The sequence below is a fragment of the Streptomyces sp. JNUCC 63 genome, from assembly GCF_054366325.1.
Genome location: NZ_CM135963.1, coordinates 868,481 through 893,763 on the forward strand (window position 1 = coordinate 868,481; position 25,283 = coordinate 893,763).

The 25,283-nt window shown below is 69.0% G+C and carries 21 protein-coding genes and 1 pseudogene; 10 read left to right on the forward strand and 12 right to left on the reverse strand.

The annotated features are described in order from the left end of the window. Window positions 1-78: 78 nt before the first annotated feature. From ACX25U_RS04000 to ACX25U_RS04010, 3 genes are all read right to left on the reverse strand, one after another. A complete protein-coding gene (locus ACX25U_RS04000) occupies window positions 79-774 on the reverse strand; it encodes a response regulator (RefSeq protein ID WP_454389104.1) in 696 nt (231 codons plus the stop codon). 146 nt (window positions 775-920) lie between these two features. After that, a complete protein-coding gene (locus ACX25U_RS04005; RefSeq protein WP_454389106.1) occupies window positions 921-1,358 on the reverse strand; it encodes a pyridoxamine 5'-phosphate oxidase family protein in 438 nt (145 codons plus the stop codon). A gap of 1,509 nt (window positions 1,359-2,867) precedes the next feature. Further along, entirely contained in the window at window positions 2,868-4,298 is a 1,431-nt protein-coding gene (locus tag ACX25U_RS04010) for an endo-1,4-beta-xylanase (RefSeq protein ID WP_454389108.1), read from the reverse strand. Between the two features lie 725 nt (window positions 4,299-5,023). On the opposite strand from ACX25U_RS04010, the gene ACX25U_RS04015 reads away from it, so the two are divergent. Beyond that, window positions 5,024-6,490: a non-reducing end alpha-L-arabinofuranosidase family hydrolase gene (locus tag ACX25U_RS04015; protein ID WP_454389110.1), complete on the forward strand. Its 1,467-nt coding sequence runs from the start codon at window positions 5,024-5,026 to the stop codon at window positions 6,488-6,490. 118 nt (window positions 6,491-6,608) lie between these two features. Here ACX25U_RS04015 and ACX25U_RS04020 read toward each other — a convergent pair whose 3' ends face one another. The 5 genes and pseudogenes from ACX25U_RS04020 to ACX25U_RS04040 all read right to left on the reverse strand — a co-directional run bounded on the left by ACX25U_RS04020 (window position 6,609) and on the right by ACX25U_RS04040 (window position 10,717). Further along, window positions 6,609-7,220 carry a TetR/AcrR family transcriptional regulator gene (locus ACX25U_RS04020; RefSeq protein ID WP_454389112.1) on the reverse strand — a complete coding sequence of 204 codons (612 nt, stop codon included), beginning with the start codon at window positions 7,218-7,220 and terminating at the stop codon, window positions 6,609-6,611. Between the two features lie 61 nt (window positions 7,221-7,281). Further along, window positions 7,282-7,998, reverse strand: coding sequence for an ABC transporter ATP-binding protein (locus ACX25U_RS04025; RefSeq protein WP_454389114.1), 717 nt, complete (start codon window positions 7,996-7,998; stop codon window positions 7,282-7,284). Beyond that, window positions 7,995-9,122 (reverse strand): ABC transporter permease, encoded by a 1,128-nt coding sequence (locus ACX25U_RS04030; RefSeq protein WP_454389116.1) that lies wholly within the window; start codon window positions 9,120-9,122, stop codon window positions 7,995-7,997. The genes ACX25U_RS04025 and ACX25U_RS04030 overlap by 4 nt, the downstream gene beginning before the upstream one ends. A gap of 404 nt (window positions 9,123-9,526) precedes the next feature. After that, window positions 9,527-9,731: pseudogene (locus ACX25U_RS04035) on the reverse strand (Fe-Mn family superoxide dismutase); the annotation flags it as partial. A 347-nt stretch (window positions 9,732-10,078) separates the two neighbouring features. Beyond that, window positions 10,079-10,717: a TetR family transcriptional regulator gene (locus tag ACX25U_RS04040; protein WP_454389118.1), complete on the reverse strand. Its 639-nt coding sequence runs from the start codon at window positions 10,715-10,717 to the stop codon at window positions 10,079-10,081. A 210-nt stretch (window positions 10,718-10,927) separates the two neighbouring features. Between ACX25U_RS04040 and ACX25U_RS04045 the strand changes: the two genes are divergently transcribed. From ACX25U_RS04045 to ACX25U_RS04080, 8 genes are all read left to right on the forward strand, one after another. Further along, the gene (locus ACX25U_RS04045; RefSeq protein WP_454389120.1) at window positions 10,928-12,283 is read left to right on the forward strand and encodes an MFS transporter; all 1,356 of its coding nucleotides are present in this window, start codon (window positions 10,928-10,930) and stop codon (window positions 12,281-12,283) included. A 35-nt stretch (window positions 12,284-12,318) separates the two neighbouring features. Then, window positions 12,319-13,254, forward strand: a complete 936-nt coding sequence (locus tag ACX25U_RS04050) for a 3-carboxyethylcatechol 2,3-dioxygenase (RefSeq protein WP_454389121.1) — start codon at window positions 12,319-12,321, stop codon at window positions 13,252-13,254. Further along, window positions 13,251-14,135: an alpha/beta fold hydrolase gene (locus ACX25U_RS04055; RefSeq protein ID WP_454389122.1), complete on the forward strand. Its 885-nt coding sequence runs from the start codon at window positions 13,251-13,253 to the stop codon at window positions 14,133-14,135. The genes ACX25U_RS04050 and ACX25U_RS04055 overlap by 4 nt, the downstream gene beginning before the upstream one ends. Next, entirely contained in the window at window positions 14,128-14,943 is an 816-nt protein-coding gene (locus tag ACX25U_RS04060; RefSeq protein WP_454389124.1) for a 2-keto-4-pentenoate hydratase, read from the forward strand. Before ACX25U_RS04055 ends, ACX25U_RS04060 begins: the two co-directional genes overlap by 8 nt. Before the next feature lie 2 nt (window positions 14,944-14,945). After that, window positions 14,946-15,410: a nuclear transport factor 2 family protein gene (locus ACX25U_RS04065; protein ID WP_454389126.1), complete on the forward strand. Its 465-nt coding sequence runs from the start codon at window positions 14,946-14,948 to the stop codon at window positions 15,408-15,410. After that, on the forward strand, window positions 15,407-16,177 hold the full coding sequence (locus tag ACX25U_RS04070; protein WP_454389128.1) for an HpcH/HpaI aldolase family protein: 771 nt from the start codon (window positions 15,407-15,409) through the stop codon (window positions 16,175-16,177). Before ACX25U_RS04065 ends, ACX25U_RS04070 begins: the two co-directional genes overlap by 4 nt. Continuing rightward, window positions 16,174-17,787, forward strand: coding sequence for a bifunctional 3-(3-hydroxy-phenyl)propionate/3-hydroxycinnamic acid hydroxylase MhpA (gene mhpA, locus ACX25U_RS04075; protein WP_454389130.1), 1,614 nt, complete (start codon window positions 16,174-16,176; stop codon window positions 17,785-17,787). The genes ACX25U_RS04070 and mhpA overlap by 4 nt, the downstream gene beginning before the upstream one ends. A gap of 264 nt (window positions 17,788-18,051) precedes the next feature. Continuing rightward, entirely contained in the window at window positions 18,052-18,732 is a 681-nt protein-coding gene (locus ACX25U_RS04080; protein ID WP_454389132.1) for a TetR/AcrR family transcriptional regulator, read from the forward strand. A 31-nt stretch (window positions 18,733-18,763) separates the two neighbouring features. Here the strand turns inward: ACX25U_RS04080 and ACX25U_RS04085 are convergent, their stop codons facing one another. Further along, a complete protein-coding gene (locus ACX25U_RS04085; protein ID WP_454389134.1) occupies window positions 18,764-19,474 on the reverse strand; it encodes an SDR family oxidoreductase in 711 nt (236 codons plus the stop codon). A gap of 711 nt (window positions 19,475-20,185) precedes the next feature. Here ACX25U_RS04085 and ACX25U_RS04090 point away from each other — a divergent pair. Continuing rightward, window positions 20,186-20,686, forward strand: coding sequence for a hypothetical protein (locus tag ACX25U_RS04090; RefSeq protein ID WP_454389136.1), 501 nt, complete (start codon window positions 20,186-20,188; stop codon window positions 20,684-20,686). A 338-nt stretch (window positions 20,687-21,024) separates the two neighbouring features. On the opposite strand, the gene ACX25U_RS04095 is transcribed toward ACX25U_RS04090, so the two are convergent. From ACX25U_RS04095 to ACX25U_RS04105, 3 genes are all read right to left on the reverse strand, one after another. Continuing rightward, window positions 21,025-21,267, reverse strand: a complete 243-nt coding sequence (locus ACX25U_RS04095) for a DUF5302 domain-containing protein (RefSeq protein WP_454389138.1) — start codon at window positions 21,265-21,267, stop codon at window positions 21,025-21,027. A gap of 213 nt (window positions 21,268-21,480) precedes the next feature. Then, window positions 21,481-22,896, reverse strand: coding sequence for a DEAD/DEAH box helicase (locus ACX25U_RS04100; protein ID WP_454389140.1), 1,416 nt, complete (start codon window positions 22,894-22,896; stop codon window positions 21,481-21,483). A gap of 981 nt (window positions 22,897-23,877) precedes the next feature. Next, window positions 23,878-25,275: an MmgE/PrpD family protein gene (locus ACX25U_RS04105; protein WP_454389142.1), complete on the reverse strand. Its 1,398-nt coding sequence runs from the start codon at window positions 25,273-25,275 to the stop codon at window positions 23,878-23,880. Window positions 25,276-25,283 lie beyond the last annotated feature (8 nt).

The window sequence follows — 25,283 nt, forward strand, 5'->3', positions numbered from 1 at the left end:
GTTCGCCTCGGTGTCCACGACCATGCCCACGTCCGCTCGGAGCCGCGCGAAAAGTGCGGTCCCGCACTGTGCGTCGCGTCAGTGTCCCTGGTCGCGCTTTCGGTCGCGGGCCTGGGTGGCGATGACCGCCGCCTGGACACGCCGTTCGACCCCCAGCTTGGCCAGCAGACGGGAAATGTGGTTCTTCACCGTCTTCTCCGCCAGATACAACCGCTGACCGATCTGCCGGTTCGTCAGCCCCTCCCCGATCAAGTCCAGGATCTCCCGCTCCCGTTCGGTCAGACCCGGCAGGACATCGGGCTCCTCGGCCGCCTGCTCGCCACCCCGCAACCGCGCCATCAACCGGGTCGTCGCACTCGCGTCCAGCAGCGACTGGCCACCGGCCACCGTGCGCACCGCCGACACCAGGTCAGAACCCTGAATCTGCTTCAGCACATACCCTGACGCACCCGCCATGATCGAATCCAGCAACGCCTCCTCGTCGTCGAACGACGTCAGCATCAGGCACACCAGTTCCGGCATCCCCGAACGCAACTCACGGCACACGCTCACCCCGTCGCCGTCCGGCAGCCGCACATCCAGAACCGCCACGTCCGGGCGCAGCGCCGGAACCCGCACCAGAGCCTGCTCCGCCGTCGCCGCCTCACCGACCACCGTGATGTCCGCCTCGTCGTCCAACAGGTCGTGCACTCCCCGACGCACCACCTCATGGTCGTCCAGCAGAAACACCCGGATCGGGTCGCCCGCACGACCACCCTGCTCGCCGACCGCCATCGAACACTCCTCATGCTCTCGAACTCCACTGGCCATCCTTCCCCGGCCCGGAAACGAAAGGCCAGGACCGGTCGGTCCCGTGCGTCCGTTCCCGCCTCGGAAGAGACCGGTCGAACCGGTACGGGCAGCCCACCGCTACCCGCCGGTCACACGAGCGACCGCTCCAGACGGTAGCCGGTGACGAGTTCGGGGACGATACGCACCACGTGCACCATCTCGGTGCCGATCCAGGGCACCAGAAGGCGCCGGTACCGGGCCAGTTCCTCTGGAGCTGTCACGCGTGTGGCGACTCCCGTCACCACCACGCTCCAGCCGGTGTGCGTCACCCGGTCGATGTCGTCCGCCTCGTACGCCACCACTTCCGAGTTCAGCGAGTGGCTCAGCAGAGCGGATCCCGGGTGGGTACGCATGATGACAGCCCCCGCGTCCACCAGGTGGTTGACGGGCCGGATGACCGGCAGTGCCTGCTCAGTGAAGCCGACCCTGCCCAAGGACACGCTCGCCAGCAGCTCCAGCGCTTCCTTCCTGCTCACCTCGACCAGGTGCACCACGGCCCGGGTGTCGACGCTCCGGTCGGTGCTCATGGCGCCTCCTCGTGCGGGGCCACGGAACATCCTCCGCGCGACCACGCCTCGTCGGCGGGTCGCACTGCGGGAGCGCTCACGTTCAGCCGTCCTCTCTTGCCCGATGCCTCTGGCCTGCTGCGGCCGACCGTACGGCGGGGTGAGGAGATACAGCCGGACCGCGCACAGTGCCTGAAGCGATCATCTCCTCGTCCTCCGCCGCGCCACAGGGCCGGACGCCCCTGAGTCAGGGCCGTCCGGCCCTTGTGCGAGCACCGGTCCACGGCTTCGAACCGGGTGACCCGAACTAACCTCCCGGGCTGGGGACTTGCCGTTGGCTGAGCACGATTCGCCTGGATCCGGAGGTTCCGCCGTTGCCGGTGGCCGATGCCCGGCGGGCCGTGCTGGCGGGCCATGCTGGAGGGCCGGGTGCGTCGTCGCTCGGCGGCCCGGGCGCGGGCCCGACGGCCGCCGACGATGCCTGGGGTCCCCGAACGCCGCGGCCACGACTGCCTCCAGACGGCACCACCACCTTGTTTGCCGCGCCGGAGGCCGTCACCCGCGAGGTGATCGGCACCCTGGCGGCACCGGGCCGTCGGGCCCGCGAAGTTCCTCGCCGAGCCCGACAAGGAAGTCCCCGCAGGCCTGGACATGCACCTGATCCTGGACGACTACGCCCCTCGCAGGACGCCCGTGAGCAAGAAGTGGTTACTGGCGCACCCGCGCTCCCATCCGCACTTCACGCCGACGAGATCCTCGACAAAGTCGCCGCCCACTGCCGACGAATCTCCGACTCAGGTCACTGGAAAACGCCACCCAGATCTCAGCGGGCCTCCGCAACGGACGGCGCCGTCCGCTTCTTCCCGGCGTGTACTCACGCAAGGCGTTCGATCGCTTCGTCCCGGGTACCGCATCCGGCCTCCTCGCATTGCTTACCGAGCGCGCCCCTGAAACGGCGTGTAGGAGGCGGGCACCGGGTCGGCTTGGCGCAGTCTTTGAGGAAGGGCCCATGCCGCGGGCGAGCTGTCGAGCCGTGTAGCGAACCTTCCAAGCGGGGCCAGGCATCTGTGCCCAAGTCCCCATCGTGGCGGTCACCAGGTCAGCATGCCTGGACACCTCTGCACCCGATGCTGACTGTTTGCTGACCCGAATGACCTCATCACGTCTCTGACTTGCGAAAATACCCAAGTGCTAGATCTTGGACTTGAACAGAGTACGCAGCATTTGGGACTCCCGGAAGACGGCTCCCTGCCTGCTTTGTGCAGGTCAAGGGCGGTCTTCACTGTACATCAGCACACGTCGGACTCGAAGATTGTGAGGAACATCGTTTCACTTTGAGGAGAAGGCCACCTGCCTGCACTTCCACGGGGACCGGACGGTTGTGACGCCGCCCACCAGGCCATGCCGATCGCGAGGGTCGCCGCCACCACGGCGGCGACCCGGGACCATCAGCGATGTCTTCGTGGAGGGACGAGGGAAGCCGCACTGTAGGCCGTCACCGATTCACCCTTTCGTTTGTGGCAGGCCTTGTCAGGCGCGGCTCCAGCGTTGGTTGCTGCCGTTCGAGCAGGAGTAGAGCTGGATCAGGGTGCCGTTGGCGGTGCCGCCTGCGACGGCGTCGAGGCAGAGGCCGGACTGGACGCCGACGATGGATCCGTCGGAGTTGAGGCGCCATTTCTGGTTGTCACCGCCCCAGCAACTGTAGATCTGGACTTTGGCGCCGTTGCCCGTGCCGGCGGCGTCCAGGCACTTGTTGCCGTAGACCCTGAGCTCGCCGGCGTCGGTGTACGTCCACTGCTGGTTGGTGCCGTTGTGGCAGTCCCACAGCTGGACCTGGGTGCCGTCGGTGGTGCTGGTGCCGGGCACGTCCAGGCAGCGGCCCGAACCGACGCCCTTGATCGGTCCGGAATGCGAAGGCGGTGTGGAGGAGCCGCCGTTGAGTGCGTTGAGGACGGCGGTGTACGCAGGCTTCTTGCTGCCGTCGCTGTTGAACAGCAGCGGCGTGTGCTCCGGTCGCCAGGAGTCGCTGTCGCGCACACCCCAGACGGTGATGCCGAGGCAGCGCGGGACGGCCAGGCAGTCGTTGACCACGTTGGCGTAGGTCGTGGCCGGGGCACCCTGGATGTCGAGTTCGGTGATGGCCACGTCGACGCCGAGGGCGGCGAAGTTCTGCAGGGTGGTGCGGAAGTTGCTGTTGTAGGGGCTGCCGCTGTTGAAGTGCGACTGGAAGCCGACGCAGTCGATCGGCACGCCGCGCTGCTTGAAGTCTCGGACCATGGCGTACATGGCCTGGGTTTTGGCCCAGGTCCAGTCCTCGACGTTGTAGTCGTTGTAGCAGAGCTTGGCGGACGGGTCGGCGGCGCGCGCGGTGCGGAAGGCGACCTCGATCCAGTCGTTGCCGGTGCGTTGCAGGTTGGAGTCGCGCCGGGCTCCCGAACTGCCATCGGCGAAGGCCTCGTTCACGACGTCCCACTGTGCGATCTTGCCCTTGTAGTGGCCCATCACGCCGTTGATGTGGTCGATCATCGCCTGGCGCAGTGCGCTGCCGCTGAGGCTCTGCATCCAGCCGGGCTGCTGGGAGTGCCAGGCCAGGGTGTGACCGCGCACCTGCTTGCCGTTCTGCACCGCCCAGTTGTAGACGCGGTCGGCGGCGGTGAAGTTGAACTGGCCCCGCTGCGGTTCGGTGGCGTCGATCTTCATCTCGTTCTCGGCCGTCACCGAGTTGAACTCACGGGCCGCGATCGTCGCGTACGTCGAGTCGCCCAGCCTGCCCGAGGCGATGGCGGTGCCGAAGTAGCGGCCGCTCTGCGCCGCCGCGGCGCCGAGCGTGCTCTCGGCGGCGTGTGCGGTCGGCGGCGAGACCAGTGCGGCGACCACACCGAGGACGCCGGCGACCAGTGCCAACAGCAGAACGCGGATCTTCCGTCGGACAACGGGTCTGGGAAGGGCATAAGAGCCCATGGCTGTGCCTCCAAGGTGGAAATAACGGAATCACCGGACACCGCGGTCATGGGACCCGGGAGGATCTCAACCGGCACGGACGGCACCCGGTCGGCCGCCGAGTGACGTACGCCGGGCGGCAGCGGTCTCTCGACACAGGCACGGGGGTACTCCATCGCGGCTCAGCCGGGGGGCGTCACGCGGCGTCGCATACCTCTCCGACTGCACGAAGCGTCAGGATGCGTCGGTGCGACCCTCACCGGAACGAAGAACGGGGTGGCGCAGGTGTTTTGGTGCGCGGATCTGTCGTGCAGCTGTGCGCGGCTCTGCCGTGCAGCGCAGTCTGACCAGGACAATGTGGTTCGAAATCTCGACCTACGGTCGGTTTACCAGACAGGATGATTGAGGGATTGACGGTGACTCGTCAACCCTTGCGGTGGGAAAAGTTTCTGGACTCCGTACGAAACTTTCGAATCCTCGTCGAGCCAGGCGGATCCCTGGACTGGCGAGCCGTATCGCGAACTTGCGGGGGGTTTCCGGTCGGCGCGACAGCTTGTCAGGCCCGAAAGGGAGGAACTGTTTGTGGACAGATCGACGACAGACCTTGACCAGAGGGCCCCGCCTTCCTAGCTTGTGGCGTCACAGAACCGGGATGACTTCGAAACTTTCGAACCTGTCCCCGCCCCCGGCGCGGCCGCTCCGCGGTCCATCGGCGTCACCTCACCCCGCCCCAAGGAGGCCCTCTGATGCGGTTTCGCCACCCGTCCCCGGTCCGTCCAAGACGCTTACTCGGCGTCCTTGCGCCCTTGCTGCTCGTGGCCACCTTCCTCGGTGCCCAGCCCGCCGAGGCCGCGACCGTAGACCCCAACGCCTCGTATGTGCTGGTCAACCGCAACAGCGGCAAAGCCCTGGATGTCTACAACATGGCGACCAACGACGGCGCCCGCATCACCCAGTGGACCAGGAACAACCAGAACCAGCAGCAGTGGCAGTTCGTCGATTCCGGGGACGGCTACTACCGCATCAAGTCCCGCCACTCGGGCAAGGTGCTGGACGTCTACAACTGGTCCACCGCGAACGGCGGCTCGATCGTCCAGTGGGCCGACCTGAACGGCACCAACCAGCAGTGGCGGCTGGCCGACAGCTCGGACGGCTACGTGAGGCTCATCTCGCGCCACAGCAACAAGGCCCTCGAAGTACAAGGCGCCTCCACCGCCGACAACGCGAACATCGTCCAGTACGACGACTGGGGCGGCACCAACCAGCAGTGGCAGCTCGTCAAGGTCGGCGCCGACACCCCCGGCCCGTGTGATCTTCCGTCGACCTACCGCTGGACATCAACGGGCGCGCTGGCGCAGCCCAAGCAGGGGTGGGTCTCGCTCAAGGACTTCACCGTCGTCCCCTACAACGGCAGACAACTCGTCTATGCGACCACGCACGACACGGGGACGAGGTGGGGTTCGATGAACTTCGGCCTGTTCACCAATTGGTCGGAGATGGCCTCGGCCGGCCAGAACACGATGTCCAATTCCACCGTCGCACCCACGCTCTTCCACTTCGCGCCGAAGAACATCTGGGTGCTCGCCTACCAGTGGGGCGGAACCGCCTTCTCCTACCGGACGTCGAGCGACCCCACCAACCCGAATGGCTGGTCGTCCGAGCAGGTGCTCTTCTCCGGAAGCATCTCCGGCTCCGGAACAGGACCCATCGACCAGACACTCATCGGTGACGGCACGAACATGTACCTGTTCTTCGCCGGCGACAACGGCAAGATCTACCGGGCCAGTATGCCGATCGGGAACTTCCCGGGCAGCTTCGGCTCGGCCTCGACAGTGATCATGAGCGATACGACGAACAACCTGTTCGAAGCCCCGCAGGTCTACAAGCTGCAGGGCCAGAACCGCTACCTCATGATCGTCGAGGCGATCGGCTCGCAGGGCCGGTACTTCCGCTCGTTCACGGCCACCAGTCTGAACGGCTCATGGACACCCCAGGCCGCGACCGAGAGCAATCCCTTCGCCGGCAAGGCCAACAGTGGCGCCACCTGGACCAACGACATCAGCCATGGCGAACTGATCCGCACCAGCCCCGATCAGACCATGACCGTCGATCCCTGCAATCTGCAGTTGCTCTACCAGGGACGCAGCCCCAGCTCCGGCGGCGACTACGGCCTCCTGCCCTACCGTCCGGGTCTGCTGACACTGCAGCGCTGACGGCATGACACGGGTCCGGCTCCGGTAGGGAGCCGGCGTGGCGGGCTCGGCGGAAGGCCGAGCCCGCCACGCCGTGATCTGAAAAGCCCAGGTCACCCGTCGGCACAGTGAAGGACGTTCAGTGACCTTCCTCCGGTGCGTGGACCATGCTGCCGAGCGGAGCAAGGCAGCGGCGCACCAGGACGAGCGTGCGCTCCGTGACCGTATCGAGCGGAGCACCGCCATCGACGGCGGCAAGGGCCGTGTGCAGCATCCCGGCGATCAGATCCGCCGTGAGCGCGGGCTCGGGGACACCGAGCTGTCGGACCGCTGCGCGGAACGGTTCGACTTGTTCCAGATGGAGTTCCATCAGCCGTTCCTGGCAGGCCGGAGAGAGACCGGCGCCCATGAGGGCGGCGGCGGGTCGGTGTGCGCCTTCGGCGCCGAGGCGGAGGCTTTCCCTGAAGAATGCCTCGACGCGTTCCACCGGGCCGTTCGCGGCGGCCATGGCACGGGTGAGTGCCTCGTTGGAGCGCCGGAAGGCTTCCTCCGTGATGGTTGCCAGCAGGGCCGCCGAGGAGTCGAAATACTGGTACACGCTGGAGCGGGCCAGACCCGCGCGGGCGCCGACCGCTGCCGGTGTGACGGCGGCGGCGCCCTCGTTCACCAGGATGTCGATCGCTGCCCCGATCAGCGCCTCGCGCTGCTGAGCACGATGTTCGGCGACGGTGGAGGCGTTGATCTTCGGCATGTGGGACAGACTCCTGGGTGGCGAACGAGGCCGGGAGCGAGGCGCCGGCCTGCTGCCCCGGTCAGGACAGACGGCCGTCGACCATCTCGTACACCCGGTCGGCAGCGTCCATTATCGCCGTGTCGTGGGTGACCATGACCGTTGCTGTGCCGCGCTCATGGGTCTGCTCGGCGATCAGCCGTACCGTCTCTGCCGAACGTACCCGGTCCAGCGCCGAGGTGGGCTCGTCCACCAGCAGGACGGCAGGGGAGGTCATCAGGGCCCGGGCCAGACCTGCACGCTGGCGTTCGCCTCCGGACAACTGGTGCGGGCGGGAACCGCTGCGGTGCGAGAGCCCGACCGCCTCGATGAGTTCGTCGGCCCGGGTCCGGGCCGCGGCATCGAGGTGTCCGTCGATGTGCAGGGGCAGCAAGAGCTGTTCCCGGACGGTCAGGGAGGCCAGCAGGTTCGACTGCTGGAAGACGAAGCCGATATGGCGACGGCGGGCCGCTGTGCGTTCCTTGTCCGACAGGGCGGTCAGCTCGGTGCCGGCGATGTGGACCGTGCCCGAGGTGGGCCGCTGGAGGCCGCCGGCGACGGCGAGGAGGCTGGATTTGCCGGAACCCGACGGGCCGACGACGGCGACGAACTCCCCGGGAGCGACGCTCAGGTCGACGTGGTCGAGGGCGGTGACGGCGGTATCGCCGTCGCCCAGGGTGAGGCTGACGTCGAGCAGGCGCAGTCCACCGGAGCCCGCAGCGTCCGAGGAGGCCTGGTGATCGGGGGAGGTCGTGGTCATCGGGTGGCTCCCAGAGCGGTCAGGGGGTCGACGGCGGTGATGCGGCGGACGGCGACGACGGCGCCCGCGGTTCCGAGGCCGATGAGGAGGCCGGAGGACGTGGCGATGGCCGGGGCGGACAGGGAGAAGGGGGCCTTGCCGGTCATCGCGCTCCCCAGGGCCAGGCCGACAGCGGTACCGACGGCCGTCGCGCCGACGAGCACGGCGACGACCTGGGCGAGCGCGTCGCGCAGGATGTATCCGGTGGGAGCGCCGAGCGCCTTCAGCAGGGCGATCTCGGGCTTGCGCTGCACGGTCCAGACGGTGAAGAAGGCGCCGATGACGAGTGCGGAGATGGCGTACAGGAAGCCCTTGATCAGGGCCATGGTGCTCGACTCGGCCGTGTATCCGGGGGACGCGCCGAAGGTGGTCTCCTTGCTGTCGGCGCGGGTGGCGGTCGCCTTCTCCACGGCGGCGACGTCGGCACCATCCTCCAAGGTCAGGGCGACGGCCGTGGCCTGCCGGCGCGCGGCCTCGGGCAGGTCGCCCGGCAGGCCGTAGTGCAGATGCCGCCACGTGCCGAGGTCGGCGTAGGCGACGCCGATGTGGCCGTAGGAGATGGTCTCGTCGACCAGGCCGACCACCTTCAGCCGCACCTCGCTCTTGTCCGCGGTCAGGACATCCCCGATCTCCACGCCCAGGTCGGCGATCTCCCGGGTGATGACGATGCCCGTACCGCCCTCCTTCAGACCCTCCCCCCTGGTGGGGCTGGGGGCCAGGGGCGAGTCCGGCGCCATGCCGAAGACGGCGAGGTCGACCTGCTCGCCCTTCTTGGCACCCTGGGTCACCTGGGCGTTGGCCAGGGTGTTCCCGAACGGTTCCGCCCGCTTCACACCCGAAGCCCTGGACCATGCCTGCCAGTCCTCCTGCTCCACGGTGGAACGGGAGAACTGCTCGCTGGTCGCCTTCTCGTCGAAGGCCATGTGGGTCACGGGCAGCGCGCGCAGACCGGATATGCCGGCGTCCGCCAGCCCTGAAGCGAGTCCTGAGAGGAGTACGCCGAGGACGGCGATGAGCGCGACCACGGCACCCATCAAGGCAAAGCGGCCGCGGGCGAAGCGCAGATCGCGTAGGGCAAGGAACACGGGATCTCCGAGCGATGAGGGTGATGGGGGCGCGACGCTGGGCACGCACGGCCCTTTACTTGAATTTGACGACGCAAGCGTCGGCATCCTATCGGATGTTACCGACACACCTGTCGGCACATCGGCATGCGCCGCGCACCGGCCGGACGCTCTCGATCGGGCTTTGTCCCCGTGGCATGATTCGGCTGCCACGTCAGGTCATGCCTGTGCCGCGGACCAGTCACGGCGCCCGGCCGGCGAACCGTCATCAATGCACATCAGGCCGACCCGTCGACGAGGCACGCCCTGACCGTCCGAGCCCTTGGGTGATTCGAGCGTTGTCCGGGGCGAGGCCCTCCCGTGTGCCGCCTGCCGGTTGAGGCCGCGAAGACGATCACGAGCAGCACGTCATACGACCGCTGCGGTCAGGGGGCCGGCAGAAGCACGTCGGTGCGGGACTTGGCGGCGTCGTAGCGCGTCGCCACATCCTGCCAGTTGGCGACGGCTCACATGGCGTCGATGAAGTCGGCCTTCTGGTTCCTGCACTGCAGGCAGAAGGCGTGCTCCCAGACGTCGAAGACCAGGATCGAGGTTGGAGCCCCGACCCACGTTGCTTTGGTGGTCGTACACGCAGGCGACGCGTCACGCTCGGTGCGAGGAGGGTGTCGCCCGCGGCCAGGATCTCGTCCTGACCGTCCGCGAACGGGAAGCACTCAGAGCGTCACCACGTCCGGCCGGCCCGGACGGCGCCTCGGCCGGCTCGCCCCGGTAGTCCCGTTTCCCCGGCTGTCGGCGGACACGGCGACCGCCGAGGGCGGGACCGACCCCGTGTCCTCCCGGTGAAGCCCCCCAGCCAGGGCCTGGACGGGCGTCCGCCTCTCGCTCTTCAACCGGGACGGACGCCCAGTGGGACGCCCCGTCACCCGCGCCCGGGAGGAGACGCTCGGCCGGCACTCCGCCGTGTCGGCCACGAAGCGTCAGGCTCTCTCCGTGTGCTCCCGCAGGCGAGCGGAGATCAGGGACTCGAGCGCGTCGGCCGCCAGCTTGGCGTACCGGACGAAGTCGGTGTCGTCGCCGGCGGCCGCGGCCACCCGGAAGCCGTCGGTGAAGGCCCGCCCCATGACCGTCATGTCGTGCGCCAACTCTGCCGCCACTTCGTCCGTCACCCCCTGGTACGAGGCGCGCAGCCGGGACGCGATGAACTCGAACATCTCCTTGCGGATGGCGAGGTACCGCTGCCGGGCGAGGTTGTCCTCCAGCCGCCGCTCGAACGCGAAGACGAGGCCGATGCTCCAGAACGCGGCGGCCGGGTCGGTGAGGTTCCCGGATGCCGCTGCCGAATCGCTGATACTGCGCCGCAGCAGCTCGCGCAGGTCGCCGACGGACGCGTGGGCCTGCCGCCAGACCTCGAAGCAGTAGTCGAGCAACTCGACGAAGAGCTGCTCCTTGTTCTGGAAGTGCCAGTAGACGGATCCGATCGGCAGGCCGGACACGCGGGCGACATCGGCCATGGTCGTCCCCTCGTACCCGGCCTCGACCGCACGCGAGAGCACGGCCTCGAGTATCGCCCGCTTCGACACCTCGGACGCCTGGTGGGTCTTCCGTCTCGTGACCATCGGCCCCCCTCACCGCTCTTCGGACTGCAGTTCTACCAAATCCACGCCGCCTCTTGACACCGACGGCGGGCGCTAGTCATCGTAATGGCGATTCTAGAACGTAACTTCTAGGTTTCGTTGACGGAACGCGACCCGGTGCGCGGTCCACCTCATCCCTGCGGGCCACTGCGATGGCACGGGTCCGCTCTGTCCCGAAACAGGGAGACCTCCATGAGGATCACCGACCACATCCCTCAAGAGAAGATGAGCGGTCTGCAGATCCGCGCCATCGTCATCGCGATCACCTTGGTCGTGCTCGACGGCTACGACGTCTCGCTCACGTCGTTCGCCGCCCCGTACATCGAGAGAGGTTTCGGGGTCTCCAAGGCCGAACTCGGACTCGTGATGTCCGGCGCCCTGATCGGCATGCTCGTGGGTTCGATCATCGTCGCGCCGCTCGCCGACCGCATCGGCAGACGCCAGATGGGTGTCATCTCCACCGTGACGATCGCGGTGGGCATGTTCATCGGCCCGTTCGCGACGCCGGAAACCGGGACCTGGCCCCTCGTCGTGAGCCGCATCGTCACCGGCATCGGGGTCGGCTGCCTGGTGGCCGTGGTCGGCGTCATCCTCGCCGAGTACACGGGCAAGCGCGTGTACGCACTGGTGATGGCCGTCTACGCCGCCGCGATCAACATCGGCGGGCTGCTCGGCTCCATGATCGTGGGCCCGATGCTCGACACCCGCGGCTGGCAGTTCGGCTGGTGGGTCGGGTTCGTCCTGAGCGCGATCGCCGCGGTCGCCACGTACGCCCTCCTCCCCGAATCGCTCGCCTGGCTCTCCGAGGGCCGTCGCACGGACTCCCTGCAGCGGCTCAACGCGCTCCTGGCGAAGATGCGCCGTCCCGCACTCGAAGCGCTCCCCGAGCCCGACTCGACGGGCGTCAAGGCGAAGGGCTCGCTGCGCACCGTGTTCACCGGCCGGACCGGCTTCTACACGCTGCTGATGATCGTCGGGTACGTCGCGTACATGCTCAGTTTCTACTTCATGACGAACTGGGCACCCAGCAGCGTGGCGTCGGCCAATCAGAACCCGGCGCTGGCCCCGCAGCTCGTCACCGCCTTCAGCATCGGCGGCATCCTCGGCAACGTGCTCTTCGGGTTCCTCGGCGGCAGAATCAACATTCGCCTCCTCGCCCCTGTCTTCCTGCTCCTGGCCACCGCAACCCTGTCGCTGTTCGGCATCGCCGGCCCGGGCATGCCGACCGCTTGGTGGACCCTGTTCCTGGCCTCGTTCTTCGTCTGCTCGGGCACCGCCGCCTTCTACGCGATCGTCCCGACGCTGTACCCGACGCTGGCCCGCTCGACCGGTTTCGGTGTCGTCATCGGCGTCGGCCGGTTCGGCGGCATCGTGGCGCCGGTCGTCGGCGGCGCGGCCTTCGACGCGGGCATGGGGATGGCAGCGGCCTTCACCGTCTTCGCGTTGCCCATGCTCGTCGCCGGCCTCTGCATCCTGGCCCTGCACCTGGGCCAGCGCCGCTCCGATGCACCAAGTGCTCAGCCTGCGCTCTCCGGTACGTCCGCATAGCGGCCGCCCACCACTTCCGAGAAAGGAACCACTCCATGCCGCTGGCCGTCGCAGCGCTCTCCCACGCGCCGTCCTTCGGCAACGTCGACCCGGGCGGGGAGACGTTCGCCGAGATCAATGCCGCCATCGACGAGGTCAGGGGGTTCGTCGCCGCGTACGACCCCGACCTGGTCGTGGTGTTCGGACCCGACCACTTCAACGGCCAGCTCTACTCGCTGATCACCCCGTGGGTGATCGGTGCGGTCGCCGAGGGCATCGGTGACTACGGCACCACCGCGGGGCCGCTCCCCGTCGACGGCGACGCCGCCCGGGCCTTCCACGCGGCAGTGCTGGCCGAGGGCATCGACATCGGCCGCAGCGAGCGGATGAAGGTCGACCACGGCGTGGTCCAGCCGCTCGACTTCGTGTTCGGGAAGGGCTTCACGCAGCCGATCGTGCCGGTGTTCGTGAACGCGATCGGCCTGCCGCTCTCCCCCATGCGGCGGGTGCGCCTGATGGGCGAGGCGTTCGGCCGGGCCGCCCGGGCGATGGACAAGAAGGTGCTGTTCCTCGCCTCGGGCGGCATCTCCCACAACCCGCCGATCCCGCGCTGGGACGGTGCCCCCGGCACCGTGCACGAACGCCTGATCGCGTACGCGCCCTCGCCCGAGGAGCGGCAGGAGCGTGAGCAGATGATCGTCAAGGGCATCCAGGCGATAGCCGACGGCAAGGCTCCGAGCGACCCACTGAACGAGGAGTGGGACACGCTCGTACTCGATGTGTTCCGCTCCGGCGACCTCGAACCGGTCGACGGCTGGGAGAACGGCTGGTTCATGGCGGAGGGCGGCTCGGCCGCGCACGAGATGCGCAGCTGGATCGCCGCCTACGCGGCGCTGTCGACCGCCGGCCCCTACCGCTTCGCCGTCGACCGCTACTGGGCGGTCGAGAAGTGGGGCGCCGGCTTCGCCGTCCAGGCGGCGGTGACCGCATGAGCCGGGCGGAGAAGACGCACTTCGCGACCTTGTGGGAAGAGATCGCGGACCTGGAGCACACGCTGCGGTACGTGGACGCGGGCGGCTACCGCACCCGGGTGCTCGACATCGCCGGAGCGGCCCCCGACGCACAAACGGTCGTGCTCGCCAGCGGCACCAGCGGCCACATCGAGGCGTGGACGCAGAACATCCGCGCGTTCGTGGAAGCCGGTTTCCGGGTGGTCGGCTACGACTACCCGGGCCACGGGTACACCTCGCTGTCCGACCATCCGCTGGAGATCCGCGACTACGAGGAGCACCTGCTCGCCCTGCTCGACGCACTGGCGCTGGAGCGCGTGCACCTCGCCGGTGAGTCGCTCGGCGGCTGGCTCGCGCTGAAGTTCGCGCCGAAGCACCCCGACCGCCTGCGCACGGTGATCCTGTCCGCACCGGGCGGGCGGGTGGTCGGGGAGCCGCAGCTGGACAAGACGCAGTCGGTGAGCGCCCAGGCGGTGAGCGAGCCGACCTTCGACAACGTGAAGAAGCGCCTGCAGGTCGTGATCCACGATCCGCAGAACATCACCGACGAGCTCGTACGCGTCCGCCAGGCGATCTATGCCCGCGACGGGTTCAGCATGGCGCACGTGTCCGCCCTGCGGGAGCCGGAGCGGCGCTGGCGCAACCGGGTGACGGACGACGACTTCGCGGCGGTCCCGGTCCCGGCCCTGATGGTGTGGACCGACAACGAGCCGACCGGCGACGAGGCCGAGGGCGAGCGCCTGTGCGGACTGATCCCGGACGGCGAGTACCTGCTGGTCCGCGGTGCCGCGCACTGGCCGCAGTGGGAGGGAGCCGCGGAGTTCAACGCCGCGGCGGTCGCCTTCCTGGAGAAGCATGCCTGACGAAAGGACCGGAGTGAGCGTCACCCGGGAGACCATCACCCAGATCGCGCGCGAGCTGTTCGAAGCGAAGCGCGACGTGTACACCGTGCCGTACGTGAGCCCCCGGCTCCCCGAGCGCGATCTCGACGCGGCCTACGCGATCTCCGCCGAGTTCGCCGCCCTCCGCGAGCGCGAGCTGGGCGTGAAGCGAGTGGGCCGCAAGGTCGGCCTGACCAACCCCCTCGTGCAGCAGCGCGTGGGCATCGACGAGCCCGACTACGGCATCATCCACGACGACATGGTGCACGCCTCGGGAACACACCTTCCGCTGTCCGCGTACAACCGCCTGCTCATCGAGGCCGAGGTCGCGTTCGTGCTGAAGAGCGACATCCTGGAGGCCGCACGCGAAAGCGTCGAGGCCGCGATCGACTACGTGACCCCCGCGTTCGAGGTCGTCGACTTCCGCTACGACGGTTCGGTCGGGCAGATCGTCGACACCATCGCGGACAACGCCGGCTGCAGCGGCGTCGTCCTCGGCGAGGAGCGGCACCCGTACGGCGAGGTCGACCTGACCAAGGTGGAGATGGTCATCACGGGCGGCGACACCGAGATCACCCGAGGCGTCGGCAGCAACGTGCTGGGGGACCCGGTCAACGCGGTGGTCTGGCTGGCCGAGACCGCGATCCGTACGGGCGAGCCGCTGCGCGCCGGCGAGGTGCTGCTGTCCGGGTCCATCGGCTACATCGAGCCGTGGCCCGCCGACGTCGAGTGTGTCGCCACCATCACCGGGCTGGGTCGCGTGGTCGCGACCGCGGATTCGAAAGGCTGAACATGAGTGACTACCGTCCCGTCGACGCGACCACCCGCGTCGAGATCGAGCAGCTCATCGCGGAGATGCTCTACCGCCTCGACCACAACCGGGCGGACAGCACCTGGGAGCTGTACACCGACGACGGCGTCTCGGTCGGCCCGATGGGCGACATGGACCGCGAGGCCATGAAGGCCTGGGGCGCCAGGCGCGCCCTGCAGACAGACGTCGTCGGCCGTCACTTCATCGGCGGGATCCGCCTGGTGTGGGACGGGGAGGAGGTCGAGGGAACGGTGCAGTACCTGACCTTCCGCGACACGAACGAGCCGCAGACACTGCCCGCGTCGGTCGGTGAGTTCCGCGAGCGCTACAGCAGGGTCGACGGCCGGTGGCTGTTCTCCCGCCGGGAGATCGTGCCGGTCTTCGGCGGCCGGGCGGCCGCGGCACACGCCGCGCGCCTGGCCGGGCGAGAGGGGCCGGCACAGTGAAGCAGGCAGCTCTCGGCGACAGGAATCCTGTCCTGTACCACCAGACGGTCCCCTCGTTCTCGATGCCGGAGTGGGCGGCAGCCGCCGGCTACGACGGCGTGATCCTCGACCTCCAGCACGGCGAACTGGGGCTTGAGGCGGCATGCGGGATCCTGCGCTCGATTCCGCGGGAGAACGCGTACGCGTACACGCGTGTGGGCTCGCTGGATCCCGCCCCGATCCTGCGGCTCCTCGACAGCGGGGCCCGCGGCATCGTCGCGCCCACCGTCGAGTCCCGGTCCGAGACCGAGGCTCTGATCGCCGCGACCAAGTACCCGCCGGTCGGGAACCGCAGCCTGGGGCCGTCCAGACCTGCGCTGTACCCAGGTGACTCGTACACCGAGGCAGGCAACCGCGCGGTGTCCGCCATCGCCCAGATCGAAACGAGGGCCGGAGTCGACCGTGCCGAAGAGATCGTCTCGACTCCAGGCCTGGACTCGGTCTACATCGGGCCGGCCGACCTGGCCGTCTCCTACGGCCTGCCCGGACGCGGCGACTGGGAGGACGGCCCCGTGCGCGAGGCGATCGCGTACCTCCGGGAGGTGACGACCGCGCACGGCGTCACCCTCGGCATCTACTCCGGCCGGCCGGAGTACGCGGCCGGCCTGTTCGCCGACGGCCTCGTCGACTACACGGGCCTCGGCATCGATCTCGTCCTGCTGAACCGCGCGTTCGGCGACACCATCGCCGGGCTGCACTCGGCACGATCCGCACGGAGCAACGCATGAACAAGGCCTGCGACGTTCTCGTCGTCGGGGCGGGTCCCGTCGGCCTGACCCTGGCCAACCTGCTCGGGCAGCAGGGCATCGACGTCCTCGTCGTCGAACGGGAGCACGAACTCATCGACTACCCGCGGGCCGTGGGCATCGACGACGAGGCACTTCGCGTGATGCAGACCGCCGGTCTCGTCGACGAGGTGCTCCCCCACACCATCCCCGACCAGAAGATCTACATGGTCAACGGCGACCGGATGATCCTCTCCGAAGTGAACCCGACGACGCGCGAGTTCGGCTGGCCGCGCCGCAACGGCTTCGTGCAGCCGCTGGTCGACCAGGTGCTGCTCGCCGGTCTCGACCGCTTCCCCAACGCCGCCGTACGCTTCGGTGCCGAGGTCGTGGACCTGTCCGAGGACTCCGACGGCGTGGTCGCCACTCTCGCGAACGGCGATACGGTGCGCGCGCTGTACGTCGTCGCCGCCGAGGGCGGGGCCTCACCCACCCGCAAGCGCCTGGGCATCTCGTTCGAGGGCGAGACCCGGCCGACCGACGGCATCGTGATCGACGTCGCCAACGACCCGATCGGTACGCCCCATGCCGTCTTCGGCGGGGATCCGGCCCGCAGCTACGCCTCCATCGCACTGCCCCACGGCATCCGGCGCTGGGAGTTCACGCTCCTCGAGGACGAGACCGAGGCCGACGTCGACGACGACGAGTTCGTCTTCGGCCTGCTGGCACCGCACGTGCCGGACCCGTCCCGGCTGGACATCATCCGCCGCCGCGTCTACCGGCACCACGCCCGTATCGCAGGGCGGTTCCGCCACGGGCGGATCTTCCTCGCCGGCGACGCCGCCCATGTCATGCCCGTCGTCGGCGGCCAGGGCTGGAACTCGGGGATCCGCGACGCCTTCAACCTCGGCTGGAAGCTGGCCGCCGTCGTCAAGGAACTCTCGACCGACGGTCTGCTGGACACGTACGAGACCGAACGGCTGGGCCACGTCACGCAGATGGTGGCCGTCTCCCTCCACATGGCGAAGGAGATGACCGACCACGATCCGCAGAAGGCCGCCGAGCGCGACCGGATCGCCGCCGGCCGCACCCCCGAGGAACGGGAGGCCCAGAAGCGGCAGGCGTTCAAGCCCCAGCCGAAGTTCGACCGGGGCGTGGTGGTGCACACCCCGCTGCCGACGTCCAAGTCGCTGCCCGACCGCGACGTGCCCCGGCTGGCGGGGACGATCTTCCCCCAGCCGACGGCCACCGATGCCGACGGCGTCGAGATGCTGCTCGACGACGCGACCGGTCAGGGCTGGCGGATCCTCACCTGGAACAACGACCCGACGGCGTTCCTGTCGGCCCCGAGGCGCGCCGCGCTGGACCGGTTCGGCGCCCGCCTCGTGCAGGTGGTGCCGAAGGCACAGCTGCCATGGGCGCGCAAGCAGGCCACGGCCGGCGTCACCGTCGTCGGCGACCTCGGCGGCGAGTCGGGCCTGCAGGCCTGGTTCGACGCGCGGCCGGTCGGCGCGGTCGTCGTCCGCCCCGACCATGTGATCGCCGCCGAATGCCTGGCCCAGGAGCTCGACGATGTCGTTGCCCGGGTCCTCGAGGCCGCCTGCGCCGCCTGACGGAGTGCGGAGCTTCGACCCCGGCGGGACGGTGCGCGTCGCGTCCGACACCGAAGTGGTCGCAAGGGTCGCGACCCTCCGGTCCACCTCGCGACGGCTCCCGCGCACCGTCCCGCCACCGTCGACGCGGCCGTGGGCGGGCTCGTGGCGCATGGCTGCCGGAACAACTGCCCTGCTCTCCCGCCTTCATTAGTAGCCGGGTTCTAGAATGGGCGTGTTGGCGACGTGGGGCACGGACGACAGGCGCGGCGACAGGGTGGCGGCATGAAGCAGGGCACACGGCAGGGTGACGGCACGAAGGGCACGCGGCAGGCGCGTTCGGACCGGAGCCGGGAGCAGATCCTGCAGGCGGCGCTGGACCTGGCGGTGGAACACGGCTACCTGGGCACGACCATGGCGGCCGTCAGCACGGAATCCGGCCTGCCCATCGGCTCGGTCTACTGGCACTTCAAGAACAAGGAGCAGCTCTTCGTCGCCCTGCTCGAGCACTGCTACGAGGTGTGGATGGAGATCCACTCCGGCCCCGAGGGGCTGCGCCGCAAACTGTCACGTGGCATCACCGGCCTGTCCGGTGCCGATCCGGAGCACTACACGAAGGAGGAAGCCCTGCTCAAGGCCGCCAATGTCTGGGCGTTGAGCAAGCGGCTCGGCGGTCTGGGTGAGGACAGTGAGGTCCGTGCGGCGTACCTGCGGATGCGGATGGAGATGTTCAAGGTGAACGTCCAGCGGATCACCGAGTCCATCCCCGACGAGGTCACCGAGCGCTTCCCCGACATGCCCACCAAGCTCACGGTGCTGAGCCTGGCGTTCACCGACGGCTTCTACGTCCACGCGAACTCCGAGGTGCACCTGGACCTGGACTTCGGCGAGTACGCCGATCTGGCCGCGCAGGCGCTGGAGGGCCTGGTGGACGACTTCGCCCGCCGGGCGGCGGAGGAGCGGTAGGACTCTCGAACCGCCCGGCGGGGCGGAGAGGTCAGACGCCGCGGGTGAGTCCGCCGTCGACGCGCAGGTTCTGCCCGGTGGTGTACGTGGCGTCGCAGGCCACGAAGGCCACCATCCGGGCGACCTCCTGGTAGGCGGCGGCCCTGCCCAGCGGAATCGCGGAGGTCCATTCGGCCGGAACGGCCTCCGGGTCGGCGACGGTGTACCCCGGAAGCACGTTGTTGATCCGGATGCCGTCCGCGGCGACTTCGTCCGCCCACAGCTTCGACCAGGTCGTCATCGCCGCCCGGGCCACCATCGAGGTGGGGAAGCGGGGCGAGGGCTCGGTGGGGCTGGCCGAGGAGATGTTGACGATGCTGCCTCCGCCCTGTGCGCGCATCGGTGCCAGGGCGGCGCGACAGGCCCGCACCACGTTGTAGAAGTACAGGTCGAATCCGGCGGCCAGATCCTGGTCGGTCAGCTCCTCGAGCTTCCCTTTGGGGCCGTGGCCCGCGCTGTTGATCAGCACGTCCAGCCGGCCCCAGACGGAGACCACCTGCTCGACGGCCACCTCGATGACCCCGACTTCGGTGTAGTCGCCGCGGATGGCGAGGCCGCCGAGCTCCCCGGCCAGCTCGACCGCCCCTTCGCCGCGCGCCAGCACCGCCACCCGGTGGCCGCGCGCCGCCAGTTCGCGTGCCGAGGCGGCGCCGATGCCGCTGCTGCCGGCGATCACGAGGGCGGTGGGGGGTGCTTCGGTCATGCTGCACTACTCCTGGTTACGGGGTCGGATCCGGTCATACTGCCGGTGCGGCCCGCCTCTGTGCGGCTGCGATAACCGCCGGCGTCCTGCTCGGGCGCGATCTCGGCGGTCGCAGGGGGCTGTCCTCAATGGAGTAGCCCCTCTAGAATTATTATTCTAGTCGAACGTAACCGGCCTCACGTCGGACGTCAACGGCCGGGGGCTGACCGGCTGAGCGGGGTCCGAGCCGCTGGATCCAGCGCCAACAGCCCGAGGCTGGTGCTCGTCGGGGTCCGCGCCTTTCCCCGCCCAGCCCACTCCTCTTCCGATGTGTGCACGGGTGCGGACCGGGTCGGCCTGGCACAGCCGCAGCCCGTGCAGAACGACCCCATACCGCGGGCGAGCCGACGAGCCACGTAGCGCCCCTTGCGAACGGGAGCCACTCTGGGATTCGGTCTGGCTCTACGTCGCGGTGCACCTCCGCTGAGCCCGACAGCCGTCGGTCACGGTTATGCCCCGCTCGCGCACGTCAGGGACGAGGCCAAGTCCCGTCAGCGGGGTAAGCGCCACGCACAGCCGAGCGTTCTGCGGACCGCGCGGTTCTGGGTTCTCGTCGTCTCCTGCACAGTGGCTCTGGGCGGGGCGAACGGATTCCTCTCCAACGTCCGGCCCATTCTTCTGGACGGAGGACTCACCCCTGTAGTGGCGACCTCGATCACCACCCTCTTCACCGTGGGCGTCATCGTCGGTCGCCTCGGCGCCGGAGCGTTGCTCGACCTGACCAACAAGTACGCGGTGGCCGTCAGCGTGCTCACGATCTCCGGCCTCGGCGCCCTGGCCCTGACCCAGGTGCCCGCGCTCCCGCTGATCGTCGTGGGCGCAGCCGCCCTCATGGTCGCGTTCAGTCAAGGAGCGGAAGGCGACATCGCGGCCTACTTCATTCTGGACGAGTACGGAAAGAAGGACTTCGCGAGCCTGTTCGCCCTGGCCATGGCAGCCACGGCGGTGGGTGGCATCGGCGTTCCCTTCGCCTTCGCCTGGATCATCGATTCCACGGGGTCCTACCTGGGTGCCTGCATCCTCGGCATCGCCTGCTACCTCGCCTCCGCGGCACTGCTCCTGGTGTTCCGCGCCATGGGCCGGAAGAACCGGCGTCACGACAGCGGGGCCGAAAATGACGCCGCCAGCGCGCTCGTCACGCCTGCGCCGACAATGCCTACTGAGAACAAGTAACTGCTCCGGGAAAACACCAAGAGGCACCGCGGGTGCCGACAAATCATCCGGCCTGCTCACACGGCATGTTGGTATTCGTGCAGGGTTCCTCCGAGTCGGTCTCGTCGGCGGACTCCAAGGCGCCTGATATGGGCTGGCACGTCGATCGGTTCGAGTACGCGGACACGGAGCGGCGCAGCTTGCTTCAGTTGGGCCCTTCCCACAGGCGAGACCGCCGGCTACGCCTCACCCGCAACGCGCACACGAGCATGCGCGCGTTGCGGGCCACTGCACGGGGCGCGCGAGTGGATAGCGCGCAGAGTACCGGTAAAGCGGGCCCGATCGCGGGACTGATCGACTCAGCCGCCGCTCTTGCGCCTGAACGACCGCTGGCTCGCAGCCGGGCCGTGCGCCGCACGCACCTTCGACGCATCCGAGTTGGCGGCAACATCGGCGGCGTCCGCCTGCGCAGCGCGCTTGCGCGCCAGGGCTTCGCGGAACTTGCGCTTGAGGTCGTAGTTGCCGTCGCTGTCCGGCGCCAGAGGGGACGTCTCGGGGGCAGCCGGCTCCGAACCTTCCGTAGGTATGGGCTCTGCGGTCATGGTGACCTCCTGGGTTCGGGGGTGGGCAAGCACAGCTTGTCATGCCGGGCGCAGTGCGAGGCGCCGGCAACATCATCCTGCTCCGTTTCGGCGGGTATCCCTCTCGCGGCCGAGGGCGTTCGCTTCGTAGGTGGGGGGCGCAGGACGGGCTTCGGGCCGGGCCGAGGGTTGTCGATCCCGCGGCCGGGAGATTCGCTGCCAGGGCAACGGCTCTCAGCCGTTGCGACGCACGAGGGCGGCCTTGCGGGCCTCGGCGAGCTTGCGGGCCTCGCCGGCCTTTCGGGACTTGCCGCCGGCGCCGCGGGAGGTGTCCTTGCTGGTGCCGAGGCCGCGGAAGGGAGCGTTGGTGTTCTTGGGCCGGGGAACGGTGGGCCCGCCGTCGAGCGGGGTGCCGGAGGGAGCCTTGGCGCCGGTGATCCGGCTCAGCTCCGCCTCGCCCGAGCGCACCTTGGTGACGGTCGGCTCGATGCCGGCCCCGGCCATCATTCGGCTCGTCTCGCGGCGCTGGCCCGCCAGCACGAGCGTGACCACGCTGCCGGACTCACCGGCGCGGGCGGTGCGGCCCGCCCGGTGCACATAGTCCTTGGGGTCGGTGGGCGGGTCGACGTTGACCACGAGATCGAGGTCGTCGACGTGCAGGCCACGGGCCGCGACATTGGTCGCCACCAGAACGGTGATCTGGCCGTTCTTGAACTGCGCCAGGGTCCGTGTGCGCTGTGGTTGGGACTTGCCGCTGTGCAGGGCCCCGGCGTGCACCCCGCTGGCCCGCAGATGCCGGGTGAGCTGGTCGACGGCGTGCTTGGTGTCGAGGAACAGCAGTACGCGGCCGTCGCGGGCGGCGATCTCCGTGGTGACGGCGTAACGGTCAGGGCCGTGGACGACCAGAACGTGGTGCTCCATCGTCGTGACCGTGCCCGCGGACGGGTCGACCGAGTGGACGACGGGGTCGTGGAGGTAGCGGCGGACCAGCTGATCGACGTCGCGATCGAGAGTGGCCGAGAAGAGCATCCGCTGACCGTCGGGGTGCACCTGGTCGAGCACGTCGGCAACCTGCGGCAGGAATCCCAAGTCGCACATCTGGTCGGCCTCGTCCAGCACGGTGATCCTCACCCGTCCCAGGCGGCAGGCACTGCGCTCGATCAGGTCGTGCAGGCGGCCGGGGGTGGCGACGACCACCTCGGCTCCCTGGCGCAGCGCGGCGACCTGCCGGCCGACCGACATGCCGCCGACGACCGTGGCCATCCGCAGCCGCAGTGCCTCGGCGTACGGCGCCAGCGCCTGGGTGACCTGTTGGGCCAGCTCCCGGGTGGGCACAAGGATCAGAGCGAGGGGCTGCTTCGGTTCGGCGCGCCGCCCGGCCGTACGGGTCAGCAGCGGCAGGCCGAAGGCGAGCGTCTTGCCCGATCCGGTGCGCCCACGCCCCAGGACATCGCGCCCCTCCAGGGCATCGGGCAGTGTGGCGGCCTGGATCGGAAAGGGCTCGCGCACCCCCAGTCCGCTCAGTGTCCGCAGCACCTCCACCGGCAGTTCCAGACCGGCGAAGGAGACGGCCGGGGGCAGCGCCGCGGTCGTGGCCCCGGGCTGGGCGGGACCGCCGTGAGCGATGCCGGAGTCATCGGGATGCTTCATGAACAGCCTTCCGCAGAGGAACATACCGAGGAAGGCCCGGCAGGATTGAACAGCCCACGCACAAGCGGAACCGAACAGGCAGAATCGCCCACCGCGACGACCACGCAAACGCATGACACTAACACAAGGCATAACATCGTGCCTTGATACCGATCGCCCCTCGCGCGTCGATCACCCGACGCAGCCCGACAGCCCTTCCGGCACACCTGGTCCGGGCCCCCAACTCACCGAGATCCGCCGACGCATCACCGGGGTGACCGCCCCACACACCTGCCTGCACAAGGGGCTCACGCACGGCGAGATCGTGACCGCCTGAGGCGGCATCGCGAACGGCCGGACCAGTGGCCGCATCATGAGTGGTCCACGACCACGACCTGCCCGTACGTCGAAAAGCACCGCCGAGACGATCCAATGGATCAACGTGAGACGTGAACGGCCGGCGTTCTCGGCCGTCAGCGTTTCATGCCGCCGCATGGCATCGGACGAAGCTGTTGACGCACAGCTTCCGCACCCGTCTCAGGCCGGGATCCACCTGTTGGTGGCCAGGCTGGGCCTTGAGGAAGCCGATGAGGTTGTCGACCGCGAACCATCCTTTGCCCGCCGCGGTGGTCCAGTTGCCGACCGATTCGACTATGGGCGGGAGTGGAAGCAGCGGCTACGAGCCTCTTGCAGGGTGCCGTCCATGTCCTCGTCCATTCCGAGCCGTCCACCTGGTGACCCTGGCACTGCGCGCGGTCGGGCCGCGTACAGCTCGTGCTCGTCGCCCTCGGTGGTCTCCGATCAGCCGGACCAAGGGACTTGTGGTGGCGTAGGCGGCCGGGATGTCGGTGGTGCAGATAGTGAAGTGGCCCAGGCGGGCGGGTCGGCGCCGCGCTGGATGAGGCGCTCGGCGCCGTCGATCTCGTGGAAGAACTCCACCGGGAACCCGAGCGGGGCGAACAGGCACAGCCTCGCCGGAGCCGAGGCTGCCCTCGTCCTTCTTCAGCCGCCTGACAGGGCGGCTGCCCTGCCGGCGTCGGCGTGTGGGCTCATCAGATCCGCGACCAGTCCGGTGACGTCGTCGAGTTCCTCCAGGGCCTTCAAGGACTCCATGAGCTTCTCGGTCCGGCTGTCCGGGAGCGGGTATGCCGTGGCCGCCAGGCAGTCTCGCACCCTGCGGTCGTGATCCTCCTGAGAGAGCGCGTTCCCCGGGAAGCCCGGCGCGATGTCGAGCCCGAAATACTGCTCGGAATCCTGGCTGACGACAATGAGGTCAGCCGCGCTGTGGCCACGGGTGTCGAGCGCGGGGTCCGCGGTGACGTGCACCCGAGCGGCCAGGTCACCGACCGCCTTCCCGGTCACGGCCGCCGGAGTGAAGTGCTCCAACCTGGAGGAGCCGTGGAGGAACGCGTTGGCGACGCAGAACCGAGCGCTGAACTGGCCGTCGACCCTCGGGTTGGCGCCGGGTGCGAACGGATGCCCCACCAGCCGGTAGGCGTACGGCGGGAGCACCACTTCGACCCGGTCGATTCGCTCGGCGCGGATTCCCGACCGACGAGCCCGCAAGGCCAGCTCGGTCACCCCTTGTGTGAGGCCGCAACTGGGGTACTTCTTGAACATCGTCCCGGTCAGTGCGTAGTGGTCGCCCAGCCCCTTGACGAAGGTGGTTGCGTCGACCTGGCCCCGGCCGTACAGGTGGGTGTACCCGTAGACGCCGTCCAGGAAGTTGTGGGGGCCGGTCAGCCCTCGCAGAGCCCAGAGCGCGCAGGTCACGCCTGCCTCCGCGGCCCAGCCCTGGATGAGTCGCACGGCGAGAGAACCGTCCACGTTGCCCTGGAAGCTCCCGCCGGCGCGATTGAAGGCCAGGCCGAGGGCTGCCCGTAGCCGGCCTGTCGACAGACCGAGGATGCGGCCGACCGTCGCGGTGGCGGCGAGTGGCGCGACGACACCGGTCGGGTCGAGACCGTCGTACAGGGCCTCGGTCAGGTTGAGCCGCGATCCCAGCTCGGCGCCGACCGCGATGGCCGTGACGAACTCCTCGCCGCTGACCCCGCCGCGGTACTCGGCGGCCGCAAACGCGGCGGGGACCAGCGAGGAGCCGAGGTGGAGGCCGGGTGCCATGGCATCGCAGTAGTCGAGTGCGCGAGCCATGACACCGTTGAGCAGCGCCGCCGAGGCGGCCGGCAGGCGGTCTCCGTGTACGAGTGAGGTGGCCTGTGGGGCGCCACCCTGGTCGAGCAGCAGCCGTCTCAGCTCTCGGCAACCGTCCTCGCCGGCTCCGGCCACCGTGGTACCGAGCACAGTGGTGATCATGTTGCGGACGACGTGCCGGGCTTCGGGGTCGATCTCGTCGAGCCGGGTCGACCGCACGAAGTCGATCAGCTGTTCCGTGGGAGACACCAAGGCTC

Coding starts and splice junctions, on each gene's coding strand:
- ACX25U_RS04095 (WP_454389138.1), bottom strand. CDS start 21,267: ATGACCGCAGAGCCCATACCTACGGAAGGTTCGGAGCCGGCTGCCCCC.
- ACX25U_RS04080 (WP_454389132.1), top strand. CDS start 18,052: ATGAAGCAGGGCACACGGCAGGGTGACGGCACGAAGGGCACGCGGCAG.
- ACX25U_RS04025 (WP_454389114.1), bottom strand. CDS start 7,998: ATGACCACGACCTCCCCCGATCACCAGGCCTCCTCGGACGCTGCGGGC.
- ACX25U_RS04065 (WP_454389126.1), top strand. CDS start 14,946: ATGAGTGACTACCGTCCCGTCGACGCGACCACCCGCGTCGAGATCGAG.
- ACX25U_RS04020 (WP_454389112.1), bottom strand. CDS start 7,220: ATGCCGAAGATCAACGCCTCCACCGTCGCCGAACATCGTGCTCAGCAG.
- ACX25U_RS04015 (WP_454389110.1), top strand. CDS start 5,024: ATGCGGTTTCGCCACCCGTCCCCGGTCCGTCCAAGACGCTTACTCGGC.
- ACX25U_RS04050 (WP_454389121.1), top strand. CDS start 12,319: ATGCCGCTGGCCGTCGCAGCGCTCTCCCACGCGCCGTCCTTCGGCAAC.
- ACX25U_RS04000 (WP_454389104.1), bottom strand. CDS start 774: ATGGCGGTCGGCGAGCAGGGTGGTCGTGCGGGCGACCCGATCCGGGTG.
- ACX25U_RS04040 (WP_454389118.1), bottom strand. CDS start 10,717: ATGGTCACGAGACGGAAGACCCACCAGGCGTCCGAGGTGTCGAAGCGG.
- ACX25U_RS04055 (WP_454389122.1), top strand. CDS start 13,251: ATGAGCCGGGCGGAGAAGACGCACTTCGCGACCTTGTGGGAAGAGATC.
- ACX25U_RS04060 (WP_454389124.1), top strand. CDS start 14,128: ATGCCTGACGAAAGGACCGGAGTGAGCGTCACCCGGGAGACCATCACC.
- mhpA (WP_454389130.1), top strand. CDS start 16,174: ATGAACAAGGCCTGCGACGTTCTCGTCGTCGGGGCGGGTCCCGTCGGC.
- ACX25U_RS04005 (WP_454389106.1), bottom strand. CDS start 1,358: ATGAGCACCGACCGGAGCGTCGACACCCGGGCCGTGGTGCACCTGGTC.
- ACX25U_RS04085 (WP_454389134.1), bottom strand. CDS start 19,474: ATGACCGAAGCACCCCCCACCGCCCTCGTGATCGCCGGCAGCAGCGGC.
- ACX25U_RS04010 (WP_454389108.1), bottom strand. CDS start 4,298: ATGGGCTCTTATGCCCTTCCCAGACCCGTTGTCCGACGGAAGATCCGC.
- ACX25U_RS04045 (WP_454389120.1), top strand. CDS start 10,928: ATGAGGATCACCGACCACATCCCTCAAGAGAAGATGAGCGGTCTGCAG.
- ACX25U_RS04100 (WP_454389140.1), bottom strand. CDS start 22,896: ATGAAGCATCCCGATGACTCCGGCATCGCTCACGGCGGTCCCGCCCAG.